The 13,707-nt window shown below is 73.7% G+C and carries 12 protein-coding genes, 1 tRNA gene and 2 pseudogenes; 7 read left to right on the top strand and 8 right to left on the bottom strand.

Going from position 1 to position 13,707, the window contains the following annotated elements; translation table 11 throughout:
- The first annotated feature begins 153 nt into the window (after positions 1-153).
- Entirely contained in the window at positions 154-768 is a 615-nt protein-coding gene (locus tag XF36_RS26585) for a CGNR zinc finger domain-containing protein (RefSeq protein WP_060714076.1), read from the top strand.
- Between the two features lie 60 nt (positions 769-828).
- Here XF36_RS26585 and XF36_RS26580 read toward each other — a convergent pair whose 3' ends face one another.
- From XF36_RS26580 to XF36_RS31975, 6 genes and pseudogenes are all read right to left on the bottom strand, one after another.
- A complete protein-coding gene (locus XF36_RS26580; protein WP_238589030.1) occupies positions 829-1,479 on the bottom strand; it encodes a flavin reductase family protein in 651 nt (216 codons plus the stop codon).
- On the bottom strand, positions 1,368-2,258 hold the full coding sequence (locus XF36_RS26575; RefSeq protein WP_238589029.1) for an MBL fold metallo-hydrolase: 891 nt from the start codon (positions 2,256-2,258) through the stop codon (positions 1,368-1,370). Before XF36_RS26575 ends, XF36_RS26580 begins: the two co-directional genes overlap by 112 nt.
- A 143-nt stretch (positions 2,259-2,401) precedes the next feature.
- Complete coding sequence (locus XF36_RS34640) at positions 2,402-3,190, bottom strand: enoyl-CoA hydratase/isomerase family protein (protein WP_060714075.1); 789 nt, start codon at positions 3,188-3,190, stop codon at positions 2,402-2,404.
- 2 nt (positions 3,191-3,192) lie between these two features.
- Entirely contained in the window at positions 3,193-3,513 is a 321-nt protein-coding gene (locus XF36_RS34635) for an alpha/beta hydrolase (protein WP_238589028.1), read from the bottom strand.
- Positions 3,514-3,679: 166 nt separating this feature from the next.
- Positions 3,680-4,114, bottom strand: a pseudogene (locus XF36_RS35870) (alpha/beta hydrolase); the annotation flags it as partial.
- Complete coding sequence (locus XF36_RS31975) at positions 4,111-5,286, bottom strand: alpha/beta fold hydrolase (protein ID WP_168169577.1); 1,176 nt, start codon at positions 5,284-5,286, stop codon at positions 4,111-4,113. The gene XF36_RS31975 and the pseudogene XF36_RS35870, both read right to left, overlap by 4 nt.
- Positions 5,287-5,603: 317 nt before the next feature.
- On the opposite strand from XF36_RS31975, the pseudogene XF36_RS26555 reads away from it, so the two are divergent.
- From XF36_RS26555 to XF36_RS31970, 3 genes and pseudogenes are all read left to right on the top strand, one after another.
- Positions 5,604-6,814, top strand: a pseudogene (locus XF36_RS26555) (thiolase family protein).
- Positions 6,811-7,518, top strand: coding sequence for an SDR family oxidoreductase (locus tag XF36_RS26550; protein WP_060714074.1), 708 nt, complete (start codon positions 6,811-6,813; stop codon positions 7,516-7,518). The pseudogene XF36_RS26555 and the gene XF36_RS26550 overlap by 4 nt, the downstream one beginning before the upstream one ends.
- Positions 7,519-8,016: 498 nt before the next feature.
- Positions 8,017-8,358, top strand: coding sequence for a hypothetical protein (locus tag XF36_RS31970; RefSeq protein WP_145981521.1), 342 nt, complete (start codon positions 8,017-8,019; stop codon positions 8,356-8,358).
- Between the two features lie 54 nt (positions 8,359-8,412).
- Here the strand turns inward: XF36_RS31970 and XF36_RS26545 are convergent.
- Positions 8,413-8,487: transfer RNA gene (locus XF36_RS26545), tRNA-Thr, on the bottom strand.
- A 136-nt stretch (positions 8,488-8,623) separates the two neighbouring features.
- Between XF36_RS26545 and XF36_RS26540 the strand changes: the two genes are divergently transcribed.
- From XF36_RS26540 to otsB, 3 genes are read left to right on the top strand one after another with little or no spacing between them, the layout of a single operon-like run.
- Positions 8,624-10,096, top strand: a complete 1,473-nt coding sequence (locus XF36_RS26540; protein ID WP_060714073.1) for a threonine/serine ThrE exporter family protein — start codon at positions 8,624-8,626, stop codon at positions 10,094-10,096.
- 33 nt (positions 10,097-10,129) lie between these two features.
- The gene (locus XF36_RS26535; protein WP_060714072.1) at positions 10,130-11,548 is read left to right on the top strand and encodes an alpha,alpha-trehalose-phosphate synthase (UDP-forming); all 1,419 of its coding nucleotides are present in this window, start codon (positions 10,130-10,132) and stop codon (positions 11,546-11,548) included.
- The gene (gene otsB, locus XF36_RS26530) at positions 11,545-12,309 is read left to right on the top strand and encodes a trehalose-phosphatase (protein WP_060714071.1); all 765 of its coding nucleotides are present in this window, start codon (positions 11,545-11,547) and stop codon (positions 12,307-12,309) included. The genes XF36_RS26535 and otsB overlap by 4 nt, the downstream gene beginning before the upstream one ends.
- 10 nt (positions 12,310-12,319) lie before the next feature.
- Here otsB and XF36_RS26525 read toward each other — a convergent pair whose 3' ends face one another.
- Complete coding sequence (locus XF36_RS26525) at positions 12,320-13,402, bottom strand: transglycosylase domain-containing protein (protein WP_060714070.1); 1,083 nt, start codon at positions 13,400-13,402, stop codon at positions 12,320-12,322.
- Positions 13,403-13,707 lie beyond the last annotated feature (305 nt).

Raw genomic sequence — 13,707 nt, 5'->3', positions numbered from 1 at the left:
CGTATCGACGTAAACACACAGCTGTAGCTTACGTCTACAGTGAGGCGGACGTAAGCCCATGGCAGCGGATTCTCCGCTTGGATGCGAGGTATACGACGCATACATTCCCTACTCGCCTACGTCGTAGTGGGTGAGCTGCGCTAGACTCGTGCCATGCCCTGGACCGCCACGTCGCGTTACGACACCGCCGTCGCCGACGGCGGCCTGGCCCTGGTACAGGACCTGCTGAACACCATCCCGGCAGGTCGCCCTCGCCAGCCGGATCTGCTCGGGGAGCTCGACAGCGCGCGGACCTGGCTCGACTCGGCACTGTCGGACTGGACCGCGACCACCGACCGGTCCCTGCCGTCGGCGGTGCTCGACGACCGGGGCCTGGAGGAGCTGCAGGCACTGCGCGCCGACCTGCGGGCCGTGGTCTCCGCACCGGATCGGGGTCAGGGCGCGGCCGAGGACGAGTACCTGCGCAGCGCGTCGGTCGGCCTGGTGCTGGCCGCCGACGGCTCGGTGGTCCTGCGCCCGCGTGGGCAGGGGTGGCGCACCGTGGTGGGCCAGTTCCTCATCGAGGTGCTCGAAGCCCAGCGCGCCGACAGCTGGCGCCGGCTCAAGACCTGCCGCAACGAACGGTGTGCGGTCGCGTTCTACGACCGGTCCCGCAACAACAGCGGCGCCTGGCACGACGTGCGGGTCTGTGGGAACGCGGTGAACCTGCGCGCCTCCAGGGCACGGCGGCGCGCGGCGCTGGAGGCGGCCGACGCCGAGCACGGCTGACGGCACGCCCCCGGCCGTCGGCACCCGCGCGGCATCCGGGCCACCGGCTCCCGGTGGCCGTCAGCCCTCGGTGTGCACCGAGCCCGACGGCGACCAGGCGTCGTTCTCGATCGGGCTGAAGGTGGTGTCGTGCTCGTCGAGCCGGCGCATCCGCCCGCCGCGGCCGCGGAGCACGGCGTCGTCGAGCGGCGTGGTGAAGACGTTCTCGACCAGCGTGTACTCGGCGGCGAGGCGGCCCACGGGCGCCAGCGCCGCGGTGTCGACCCGGCCGCGGTCGAGGTACAGGTCGTCACGCAGGTGCACCCGTTCCACGACACCCCACACGACGTGGTCGTCGAGGTCGCCGACCGGGATGATCCGGTCGACGCGACATTCGAAGTGGATGGGGGCGTCGCGGCCCCGGGGGGCCGCCACGACCTCCGACGGTGCCTTGGCGAGTCCGACGGCCTCGAACTCGTCCACCTCTGGGGCGAATTCGTGGGCGGTGCGGTGCATCTGGTGGGCCTGGGGCAGGGAGACCAGATTGGTGACGAACTCGCTGGTGTCGCGGATGTTGGGGAGGGTGTCCTTGAGCTCACCGGTGCTGCGGGGCTGCATGGTCAGCGACACCATCGGCGGCCTGCGCCCGACGGCGGTGAAGAAGGAGATGGGCGCGAGGTTGGCGACGCCGTCGGTCGAGACGGTGCTGACCCACGCGATCGCCCGGGGCACGATGCTGCCGATGAGCAGCTTGTAGGCCTCGGTGGCGTCCAGCTCGGCGGTGTCGATGATCGTGTTCGGGTCTCCGTCGGGAATGCGGCGCGGGCGGAGCCCCAGAGCGCGCCGGGGTTGATCCGGTCCGGGTGCCGGGTGCGCATGGCGTGGTAGAGCTCGAGCGCGCTGCCGCTGGTGTCGAGCAGGTCCTCGAAGTCGTCGAGGTAGGCGAGCGTGGCGTCGATCGCGGACGGGTCTCCGGTGCTCCCCGGACGTTGGTGCCCGGCCACGACCGTCCGCGGCTCCAGGTCGCGGATCGTCCGGAGCGCCGCGCGCCAGGCCGCGCGCCCGGTCGCGTCGGACTCGGCGAGGTAGAGGTGGACGTCGTCGTAGACGGCGTCGCCGGCGACGACCAGGCCGAGGGAGGGCACGTGCAGGGCGCTGGTGCCGTCGGTGTCGGTGTGCCCGAGCGGGACGGCGATCAGCTCGTGGCCCCCGAGGACGAGGACCCGGCCCTCCATCGGATCCGGGGGTACCCGCTTGTCGGGCATCTGACCGCCGGGGAAACGGGGCTCCCAGAACGCGGCGACCTGTTCCGGGGTCCGTGCCCTGGCGCGGGCGGCGACCTCGGGCAGCGCGAGGACGCGGGCGGTGGGGAAGTGCTCGAGCAGCGCTGCGCTGCCGAACCAGTGGTCGCCGTGGGCGTGGGTGACGTAGATCGTCGTCAGTTCCCGGCGCCAGGCGAGGACGCGCTCGACGACCGACTCCGCCTGGGCGGCGGTCAACGGCGGGTCCACCAGGACGGCCTCGTGCTCGCTGCCGATGAGCGTGGTGGCGATGGGCGACCGGACCCGGACGTCGAGGTCGGGCGGCAGGTCGGTGATCGCGGTGGGGATCGACGGGCTGACATGGACGTCGATGTGCAGGAGATCGGTCGTCGTCAGCGTCCCTCGAACGACATCGCCGGGCGCGGGCGGCCGGCGTGCAGTGCCTCGACGGCGGTGGGGATCGCCATCCGGGTGTCGGCGCTGTCGAACAGCGGGATCGCGACGTCGACGATCGCCTCGTCGGCCGCGGCGACGCCGCCCACGGCCCAGGTCCGCAGGAGGCTCTTGTGGGCCGCATGGGCGAGCGTGGGACCGGCGGCGAACCGGGCGGCGAGCGCGGCGGCCTCGTCGTGGAGGGTCTCGTCGTCCACCACCCGGTCGACGACGCCGTACCGCTCCATATCCGCGGCGGGGACCTGCTCGGAGGTCAGCGCCCAGCGCATCGCCCGGGAGCGGCCGGCGCGCTCGGCGATGCGGTAGACCCCGCCGAGCAGGGTGACGATGGCGATCGACTGTTCCGGGTGACCGAACCGGGCGGTGCGGCCGGCGACGATCAGGTCGGCGCGGACGGCAAGCTCGAGCCCGCCGCCGAAGCACAGGCCCTGCACCGCGGCGACCGTGGGGAGCGGAAGGCGTTCGAAGCGGTTGAACGTCTGCAGGAAGTGCTCGAAGTGCGCGCGCATCTCACGGCGTCCCCAGTGGGGCCAGGGCTCGATGTCGCCACCGAAGCTGAAGTCGGGACCCTCGGCGCGCAGGACCACGGCGCGGGCGTCGCCGGCGGCGATCTCGGTGAGCGCGGCGTCGAGCTCGTCGACCATGGTGGTGCCGATGCGGTTCTGAGGCGGGTTGTGCAGCACCAGCGTCGCGACGCCGTCGGTGGTGGTGACGGACACGTGGGACATCGTCAGTCCTTCCGGGGAGCGAGATGGTCGGCGAGCCAGGTGCGGGCGGCGCCGCACTCGGCGTCGAACCCGGCGAGGTAGGGGTCGAAGTGGCCGCCGGGGACCAGCACCAGACGCTTGGGTTCCCGCGCGCGTTCGTAGGCCGCCAGGGCCGTGTCGGTGAGGGTGACGGTGTCGTGGGTGGCGACGACCATCAGCAGGGGCGTCGGGCTGACCCGGTCGACGTACACGCCGGGCTCGTAGGTGGTGGCGGCGAGCGTGGAACGGACCGTCACCTCGTTGGCCCAGACCCCGTCGGGCACGTCCTGCAGGTAGAACGCCACGGCGTCGGGGGGCGCGGTAGGAGGCCGGCGTGTCGGGGTCGGTCGAGACGATCGCGCGGCGCGCCGCCGGCCGTCCTGCCGCACGGGCGCGTTCGTCGTCGAGCAGGCCGGCGTGGAAGGCGGGGAGGTCCTCCTGCCGGCCCCGGCGACGGGTCTGCTCGGCCCCGCTGATGGTGGGGACCTGTGCGACCACCGCGCGGAGCCGGGGGTCGGTCGCCCCGAGGACCAGGGCGTGCCCGCCGGCGTAGCTGGTGCCCCAGAGTCCGAGGCGGTCGGCGTCGACCTCGGGGCGGGACTCGAGGAAGGACAGGGCCCGTCGCCAGTCGGCGATCTGGGTCCAGGGGTCGACGTCCTGGCGGGGTACCCCGCCGCTGGCACCGAAGCCGCGGTGGTCGTGCAGCAGGACGGCGTGGCCGTCGGCGGCGAAGGCCTCGGCGAACCGCTCGATGCCGTGGTGGCGGGTGCCGGCGTATCCGTGGGCCATCGAGATCGCCGAGTGCGGCCCGGGTCCGTCGGGCAGGTGGAGCCAGGCCCGCAGCACGGTGCCGTCGTCGGCGGTGAACTCGACGTCCTCGCGCCGGAACCCGTTGCCGGTGCTCATGCGCGGTGGAATCGGTCGCGCTCGATGCGGCCCTCGAGGCGCCGGCCGAGCTCGTCGGAGAACCGCAGTGCGCCGTCGAGGGGCCGGTGGTGGATGGCGATCTCGACGTGTCGGCCGTCCTCGTCGGCCACCAGCCGCGTGACGCCGCTGACCTCGGTCCCGTCGTGCAGCGTGGCGTCCCACTCGAGGTAGGTCCGCGCACCGTGGCGTGCCTCGTGGGTGAACACCAGGGACGTGTAGATGCCGCTCGCCGCACCCATCACCGCCGCGACGTCGTCGCGGCCCTCGACCGGTGTCCGCAGCACCGAGGCACGCAACACCACGTCCGGTGCGAGCGCCTCGGTGAAGGCGGTCGCGCTGTGCCGCGCGCAAGCCCTCGTCCAGCCCTGCTCGGACACTCCGTGGGCGGTGTTGCCGCCCCCGCTCCCCCGGGTCGGGCCGGAGACGCGGTCCACGAGCTCGTCGAGGTGGGCCGCCACCGTCCCGGGGCGCTCGACGTGGGGCGAGTGGCCCGCGTCGGCCACGGTGGCCGTCGACGCGTGCGGGAACCGCGCCAGGACGCGGGCGTCGAGGAGCTCGGCGGTGATGAACGGATCCCGTCCGCCGCGCAGGACGACGACGGGAGCGGTGACCTCCGACGGTGCCGCGCCCGCAGGGTCGCCGTCGTTCCACGCGTCGACTGTGGCCGAGCACGCCTCGGCAGTGATCCGCTTCCCGGCCGCGGCGAGCCGGTCGAGCTCCGCCGGGGGGAACGCGTCGGAGAGCCGGCTGCGCACGGCGCGCTGCGCGTCGACGTCGCCGCCGAGGGCCTTGAACGGCGCCAGGGCGTCGGCCGGGAGCCGGGTACCGGCGAGCGGGACCGGTGCGACGAGGACCAACCCGGCGACACGGTCCGGCCGCTGCGTCGCGACGAGCTCGACGATCTGGGCCCCGAGGCTCTGGCCCACCAGGACCAGGGCGCCGGTCGTGCTGTCGACGAGGTCGACGACGTCGGACGTGTGCCGGGCGAGTGTGTAGGGCCCGGCCGCGTCAGGACGTCCGGCCATGCCTGCCAGCTCGGCGACGACGGTGGGCGATCGGCGCGTCCGGGAGTCGAGCACGGGATCCCACACCGCGCCGTCGTCGAGGAAGCCGTGCACGACGAGCGTGGTCACGGACGTGGTCTGCGTCATCGCCGAACCTCGTTCCGGTGGTTGAGGTGGTCCGGACCGACCACCCTCGTCGCTCAACATAGTCTTTCCTGTTTCGACTATGTCAAGCGTCCTCACCCATCGCGCCCCCTGCGAACGCGGGCGATGGAGGGGCGGACAGACGGGTCCAATCGCCGCCTCCCCCCGTCGACCGAGGTCGCCGACGCCGACCGCCACCCGCTGCTGCTGGCACCAGTACCTCGCTGTCCGCCGCACAGGCGCCGCTTGACCCGGCCGGCACGACGGGACACGATACGGACCGATCGGTCCAGGACCGATCGGTCCACCGGAGGAGAGCCATGAGAGACGCAGTCATCATCGAAACGGTCAGAACCCCCTGACCAAGGGCAAGGCCGACGGTGCCTACGCCGGGGTGCACCCGGTGGAGCTGCATGCACACGTACTACGGGCGCTGGTCGATCGCGCACAGCTCGATCCGGCGGAGATCGACGACGTCGTCGGCGGAGCCGTCGGGCAGGTGGGCGAGCAGAGCGGCAACACGACCCGGTTCGCCACGCTCGCCGCGGGGTTCCCCGAATCGGTGCCGGGCACCACCGTGGACCGGCAGTGCGGGTCGAGCCAGCAGGCCCTGTCGTTCGCCGCACAGGGTGTCGTCGCCGGTGCGTACGACATCGCGATCGCGTCCGGGGTGGAGTCGATGTCCCGCATCCCGATCGGCAGCCAGACCCGCGTCGACGGAGTCGCCCAGGACGTGTCCGGGCCGTCGGTCGCCGCCCGCTACGCACCGGGACTGATCCCTCAGGGTGTGAGTGCCGAGCTCATCGCCCGCCGGTGGGGGTTCTCGCGCAGCCAGCTCGACGAGTTCGCCCTGACCAGCCACCAGCGGGCCGCCGCGGCCTGGGCCGACGGGCGGTTCGCCCGCGAGGTCGTCCCGCTCAAGACCACCGGCCCCGACGGGACCGTCGGTCAGCTGGAGACCGACGAGACGATCCGGCCGGGCACGACGGCCGAGGCGCTCGCCGCGCTGCGCACCCCTTTCGCCGACCCGCGGTGGACCGAGCGCTTCGGCGCCATCGACTGGACCGTCACAGCCGGCAACGCCAGCCCGTACAACGACGGCGCCGCCGCGCTGCTCGTCACCACCTCCGAGATCGCCGCCGCGCACGGCTGGACCCCACGGGCCCGCGTCCACACCGCGACCGTCACCGGCGACGACCCGGTCCACATGCTCACCGGCATCATCCCGGCGACGGCGAAGGTGCTCGCGCGCGCCGGGCTCTCGCTGGACGACATCGACGCCTTCGAGGTCAACGAGGCGTTCGCCTCGGTCGTGCTGGCCTGGCTCGCCGAGACCGGCGCGGATCCCGCGAAGGTCAACGTGAACGGCGGCGCGATCTCCATCGGCCACCCGCTCGGGGCCAGCGGCGCCCGGCTGGCCACGACCCTGGTCGGGGTGCTCGAGCAGACCGGCGGGCGCTACGGCCTGCAGACCATGTGCGAAGCCGGTGGCACCGCGAACGCCACCATCGTCGAGCGGATCGTCCGATGATCGTCTCCGGGGCCAACGCGCTGGTCACCGGCGCCAACCGTGGCCTGGGCGCGGCGCTGGTCACCGAGCTGCTCGCCCGCGGAGCGGGCACGGTCTACGCCGCCACCCGCGACCCGCGCGGTCTGCGGCCCGAGGATCCCCGGGTGGTCCCGCTGCGCCTCGACGTCACCGACTCCGTGACGATCCACGAGGCCGCGCAGCGCGCCGACGACGTGGACCTCGTCATCAACAACGCCGGGGTCAGCGGGGCGGGATCGCTGCTGCACGCCGATCCCGAACGCGCCCGGGCAGAGATGGAGACCAACTTCTGGGGGCCGGTGGCAGTGACCCGGGCCTTCGCGCCGGCGCTCGCACGCCGGGGTGGCGGCGCCCTGGTGACCGTCCTCTCCGCCCTGTCCTGGGCTGCTCTGCCGTTCGCAGGGTCCTACGCGGCGACCAAGGCGGCCGCGTGGTCGTTCACCAACGGCGCACGGGCCGAGCTGCGGAGCCAGGGCACACAGGTGGTCGGAGTGCACCTGGGGTTCATGGACACGGACATGGTCGCCGACCTCGACGTCGCGAAGGTCGCCGCACCCGAGGTCGCCCGCGCCATCCTCGACGGCGTCGCAGCCGGTGACGAGGAGGTGCTGGTCGACGACCCCAGCCGCGCCCTGAAGGCGGCGCTCGCCGGCTCGCCGGCCGGCCTGGAGATCACTGCCGGGTGACCGCAGGCGCCCGGGCGTCGGACGACGCGCGACCGTCCCCGGGCGCCGAGCCCGCCCGAGCGGCCGGGGTGGCGGCCGGCCCGCGCCCAGACGCCTGCGGCACCGTGGGCGGGGCGCCGGCTCCTGTTCACCAGGAGCGCAGCCATCAGGGACTGTTCCAGCGGCGGACCGGGCCGGAGTACGCCGTTCCCATCCGGATCCGGAGATCGCCGAGCATCTCCGCACAGATCACATCAGACGACATGATCGGGCCCGGCGTACGGATCGAAGGTCAAGATCGATCGCGTCGGCGTTGCACCAACACGACGCTCCCCACAACCGCGGATGCCACCACAATGATGATTACTCGGTTCAGGACGTCGTTCGTCAGGGCGGTGAGACCCACACAAGCGGTCAACCACACGACCAGGAGCGCGGTCAGGTTCGGATCTCGCGGCGCATCGGGCATCGGGGCCCCTTCGGAGATACCGACACCGCTGGCACACCGGCAGATCGGTCGTGTCAGCGCACTCCGGCGGCATCGACCGCAAGGAACGCTCCTCACCGCAGCCGTGGTTCGGTCACGACGATCCCGGCGGCCGACGGGTGCTGAACGACCTGCTCTCCACCCGTACTGCGGAGAGCAGGCTCCGCAATGGCGAGCACCCCGCCCGCGGCGGTCGGCGTCGTGGCGATGACCATGCCGGCGAGGTCGTGCGGACGATTCTCGTCGTCGATGTCTGCATTCGTCGCGGCTGGACCCACGCCCGGGGTTCTTCCTCGTTGCGTCGCGAATGGGATGAAAGCGGTCGACCCGTCCGCCGCGAGCCGGCGAGCAGGACCCGCTCGCACGACGCATGACTCCACGTTGCGCGCCGCAGACTCGAGGATCCGAGCGTTTCCGCTGGTCAGACATGGAGCCGGAGGTCGGGATCGAACCGACGACCTACCGCTTACAAGGCGGTTGCTCTACCACTGAGCTACACCGGCGAGGGACCACAGCCTAACGCCCCGGCACCGTCACGACCCTCCCGCCCGCCCGGCCGACGCCGGGTGTGGGGCCGGGCAGGGCGCCGTCGGCCCGCCCCTAGCCTGGTGCGGACAGCACCGACGGAGGGAGGGACCCGTGGCCGAGGGAACGCCGCCGGCCGACCGGTTCGCGCGGCGGTTGCGCGGCGCGCTGCGGCGTGACGCGAGACGGCTGCTCACCCCGGGTCCGTCGACGGTGCCGATGCTCATGCTCGGCCCGCAGGTCCCCGACGACGCCCGCGTGCAGGAGGTCCTGGACCTCTGCATGCGGATCGGTGAGATCGCGCTGTCCTCCGGCGAGTCGGTCGACGAGGTCACGGCGACCATGCTGCGGCTGGCCAACCTGGCGGGTCTGCCCGCCGTCGACGTGGACATCACGTTCACCTCGATCACCATGTGCTGCCACCGGGGCAACGCCGCGCAGCCGGTGACGACGATGCGGCTGGTCCACTACCGGACGCTCGACCTCTCCCGGCTGGCCGAGACCGAGGAGATCATCCGCGAGGTCGAGGCGGGGCGGCTCGACGTGCGGGCGGCGTCGTCGAAGGTGTCGGAGGTCGTGCGGCATCCGCACCCGTACCCGCGCTGGGTGGCGACGTTCGGCTGGGCCGCGCTGGCCGCGTCGATCGCCCTGCTGCTCGGCGGCGGCCCGCTGACCGCGACGACGGCGTTCGTCACCACCGCGATCATCGACCGGATCGGCCGGGTGCTGGCGCGGCGCGGGGTCGCGGCGTTCTTCCAGCAGGTGGTCGGCGGGTTCCTCGTCACCGCCTCGACGGTGGCCCTGGTGCAGCTGGAGGTGTTCCCGCCGGGCACCCGGGCGTCCTACGTCGTCGCGGCCGGCATCACGGTGCTGCTGTCCGGGCTGAGTGTGGTCTCGACCGTGCAGGACGCGCTGACCGGCTACTACCTGACCGCGGCCGCGCGCATGGTGGAGATCTCGTTGCTGTCGGCGGGGCTGCTGACCGGCGTCGTGCTGGGGCTGCAGCTGGGGCTCGCGATGGGCACCCAGATCGAGGTGTCCGGGGACCTGCCGTCCGGTCCCGGCCAGTTCGGGCTGTCGCTGGTCTCCGGTGCGCTGGCGGCGGCGTTCTACGCGCTCGCCGGGTACGCGCCGCTGCGGTCGTTGCCGATCGCGGGCGCGGTCGGCGCGTCGAGCTGGCTCGTCTACGGCCTGCTCACGCAGAACGCCGGGCTCGGACAGGTGCCGGCGACCGGGGCCGCGGCGCTCGTCGTCGGCCTGGCGGCGGGCCTGCTGCGCCGGGGCACCCAGACCCCGCCGATGGTCGTCACCCTCGCCGGGGTCACACCGCTGCTGCCCGGTCTGGCCGCCTACCGCGGCTTCTACCAGCTGGCGATCGAGGGGCCGTCCGAGGGACTGGTGACGATCACGATCGCGCTGGCCGTCGGGCTGGCGCTGGCCGCGGGCGTCGCCCTGGGGCAGTTCGTGGCCAGCCCGCGCCGCCGCCCGGAGGACCGGCCCGGCGGGGCCGAGAACTCACCCACCGGCGGAGCGGCCGTCGGCTCCCCGGTGTCGGACGGCACGGCCGACGGAGCCGATCCGAAGTAGGGTCGGCCGCGGGGCGAGCGTCGAGGAGGGCATGTGTCCACACGGGAACCGGTGACCGCGGCGGATCTGGTGGTGGTGGCCAATCGGCTCCCCGTGGACCTGGAGCGGCACCCGGACGGCAGCACCACCTGGCGGCGCAGCCCGGGCGGCCTGGTCACGGCGCTGGAGCCGACCCTGCGGGCCCGGGAGGGTGCCTGGGTCGGCTGGCCCGGGGTGCCCGACGCGGAGGTCGAGCCCTTCGCCGAGGACGGCCTGTCGCTGTTCCCGGTGACGCTGACCGCCCAGGAGGTCACCGACTACTACGAGGGCTTCTCCAACGGCACGCTGTGGCCGCTCTACCACGACGTCGTCGCGCCGCCGCAGTTCCACCGGCACTGGTGGCGCGCCTACACCGCGGTGAACCAGCGATTCGCCGAGGAGGTCGCGAAGATCGCCGCGCACGGCGCGACGGTCTGGGTGCAGGACTACCAGCTCCAGCTCGTCCCGGGGAAGCTGCGCGAGCTGCGCCCGGACCTGCGGATCGGCTTCTTCCTGCACATCCCGTTCCCGCCGGTCGAGCTGTTCCGCCAGCTGCCGTGGCGGACCCGGATCATGGAAGGGCTGCTCGGCGCGGACCTGGTCGGTTTCCACACCGACGGCGGCGTCCGCAACTTCCACTGGCTCGCCCAGGAGCTCGCCGGGGCCGTCTCCGAGCGCGACCCCTACGTGCTCCGCCACGGCGGCCGGCGCATCCGGCTCGGCGCCTTCCCGATCTCGATCGACTCGCACCGGCTCGACGAGCTGGCCCGAACCCCCGAGGTGGAGAAGCGCGCCGCGCAGATCCGCGAGGAGCTGGGCAGCCCGCGCAAGATCGTCCTGGGCGTCGACCGGCTCGACTACACCAAGGGCATCGACGTCCGGCTGCGCGCCTTCCACGAGCTCCTGGAGGAGCATCGGGTGACCGTGGACGACGCCGTCATGATCCAGCTGGCGACGCCGTCGCGCGAGCGGGTCGAGCACTACCAGCAGATGCGCGCCGACATCGAGCAGGCCGTCGGGCGGATCAACGGCGAGTTCGCCCGCGTCGGGCACCCGGCGGTGCACTACCTGCACCGCTCGCTGCCGCGCGAGGAGCTGGCCGCGTTCTTCCTCGCCGCCGACGTCATGCTCGTGACCCCGCTGCGCGACGGCATGAACCTCGTCGCCAAGGAGTACGTCGCCTGCCGCCCGGACGACGGCGGCTGTCTCGTGCTGTCCGAGTTCGCCGGCGCCGCGATCGAGCTGACCAGTGCCCTGCTGGTGAACCCGCACGACACCGACGGCGTCAAGGAGGCGCTGTACGCGGCGCTGACCATGAACGCCGAGGAGGGCAGGAAACGGATGCGCACCCTGCGCAGACAGGTCCTCGACCACGACGTCGACCGCTGGGCGACCTCGTTCTTGGAGGCGCTCGGGATCCGGGTGCAGCAGTGAGCCTCGACGACGCGCTGATCCGCCTCGCCCGGGTGCCGCGGCTGCTCGTCGCGCTCGACTTCGACGGCGTGCTGGCCCCGCTGGTGGACGACCCGTCGGCGTCCCGGCCGCTGCCGGCCGCCGCCGACGCCGTCCGTCGTCTCGCCGCGCTCGACGACACGACCGTGGTGATGCTGTCCGGGCGTGGCCGCGACGACCTCGCCGCCGTCTCCGGGTTCGGCCCGCCGGTCGGGCTGGTGGGCAGCCACGGCGCCGAGTACGACGACGAGCTCGGCGCGTTGCTCGGCCGCGGCGGCCTCCTCACCGCCGAGCAGGAGCAGCGGCGCGCGACGCTCCTCGACGGCCTGCGCGCCGTGGTCGACGGGACTCCCGGGGCCCGGCTGGAGACCAAGCCCGCGGGCGGTGCGGTGCACGTGCGCGGGATGGAGCCGGGCGCCGGGACGGCCCTGCTGGAACGGGTCCGCGCCGACTGGGTCCGGGACGGAGTGGACGCCACCGCCGGCAAGGACGTGCTGGACCTGGCGGTCGTCGAGACGACGAAGGGGTCCGCGGTCGACGCGCTGCGGGCCGCGCTGGGCGTCGACGCGGTGCTGTTCGCCGGCGACGACGTCACCGACGAGACCGCGTTCCGGGTGCTGGGCGACGGCGACGTCGGGCTCAAGGTCGGCGACGGCGACACCGCGGCCCGGTACCGGGTCGCGGACCCGCAGGAGGTGGCCGCGGTCCTGCAACGCCTCGCCGCGCTGCGCACCGGGGCGTGACGGGGCCTGGTCAGTCGAGGTCGGCCAGCGCGGCCGGGGGCTCGCGGCACGGGTCGTCGGCCGCGGGCAGGTCCGAGGCGTCGCCCGCGATGCCGATGCCCTCGGTCGCGGCGAGCCCGCCCATCTGGGCGTACCAGCGCGGGGCGCGCTCGCGGGCGTGCCAGTAGCCCTTCGCACTGATCCAGCCGCGCTCGCCGGGGTCGGCGACGCCGTTGCCGTTGGCGTCGCCGAGGAAGCGCATGCCGCCGCCGGGGGCGCGCTCGACGTGCAGCGGGGACGGCAGCAACCCGACGAGCTGTGCGGACTCGTCGACGCTGAGCGAGCGACTGGACTTGCCGAAGTAGTACCAGGACGCGGCGCAGACACCGTAGACGCGCGGCGCGAACTGCGCGACGTTGACGTAGATCTCCAGGATCCGCCGCTTGGACATGACGATCTCCATCGTCTCGGCCGGCGGGATCTCCAGTGCCTTGCGGAGCGGTTCGAGCGGCGGGTAGCGACCGGCCCACAGGAACAGGTTCTTCGAGGTCTGCTGGGTGATCGTCGACCCGGACGGGTCGTCGGTGCCGTCCAGGTACGCCTGCACGCGCGCCCACTGCATCCCGTAGTCGACGGCGAGCATCCGCTCCGGGAACTGCTGGTCCTCCTGCCCCATCACCACGACCAGGAAGTTGCGCGACACGTGCTCGGCGTCGGTCCACTGCGCGACGGTCGGCCCGAAGTTCCACAGCCGGAACATCGTGTACGGCGGGTTGACCAGCGTGAACAGCAGTACCAGGACCAGCGGGACGGTCTGGGCGATCAGCGCCCAGCGCAGCACCGTGCGCAGCCGGGCCCGGGTCGACGGCGGTGGGGTCCCCGGTGGCCGCTGCGGTCGCAGCCGGCGCAGCCGTTCCCGCAGCGCCGCGACCTGCGGCCCGATCGTGCGGCGCGAGGGGCGACCGACCTCCGGCCGGGGTTCCGGGACCGCCGCTCCGCGTCGCGGGGGCGGGCCGCTCCGGCGGACGCCGCGGCGGGAGGGCAGGGGCCGCTGGGCGGGGTGGAGCACCTCCGGCGCCTGCGACGCCGCGTCCCGGCGACGGTCGGCGTCCACGCGGTCGTCGGCCGGTGGGACCGGCCGTGGGGCGGCCGGGGGGAACGCCGGGCCGCGGCGGGGCGGGACGACGCGCGGTGCGGGCGACGCGGAACGCCCGGCGGGCGGGGCAGGCGGCGCGGGACCCCGGCCGGCGACGCGCGGGGGTCCGCCCCGTCCCGGGCCGCGCTGGTCCGACGGGGCGGGCCGGGCGCCGCCCGGTCCCGGGGCTCGCGCGGGGTCCGGGCCGGCAGGGCGCGGCGGACCCGACGGCGGGCGCGGTGCGATGGGCGGAGAGGCCGGCGGCACGGCGGAACGCCCGTGCG

The organism is Pseudonocardia sp. HH130629-09 (genome assembly GCF_001294645.1).
GTDB lineage: Bacteria > Actinomycetota > Actinomycetes > Mycobacteriales > Pseudonocardiaceae > Pseudonocardia.
Note: the sequence above shows the minus strand (reverse complement) of the source record. Positions and strands in the feature narration are given on the sequence as shown.

Bases quoted from the DNA above. Each gene is read 5' to 3' on its own strand.
- XF36_RS26585 (WP_060714076.1), top strand. From the start codon at position 154: ATGCCCTGGACCGCCACGTCGCGTTACGACACCGCCGTCGCCGACGGC.
- XF36_RS34640 (WP_060714075.1), bottom strand. From the start codon at position 3,190: ATGTCCCACGTGTCCGTCACCACCACCGACGGCGTCGCGACGCTGGTG.
- XF36_RS31975 (WP_168169577.1), bottom strand. From the start codon at position 5,286: ATGACGCAGACCACGTCCGTGACCACGCTCGTCGTGCACGGCTTCCTC.
- XF36_RS26550 (WP_060714074.1), top strand. From the start codon at position 6,811: ATGATCGTCTCCGGGGCCAACGCGCTGGTCACCGGCGCCAACCGTGGC.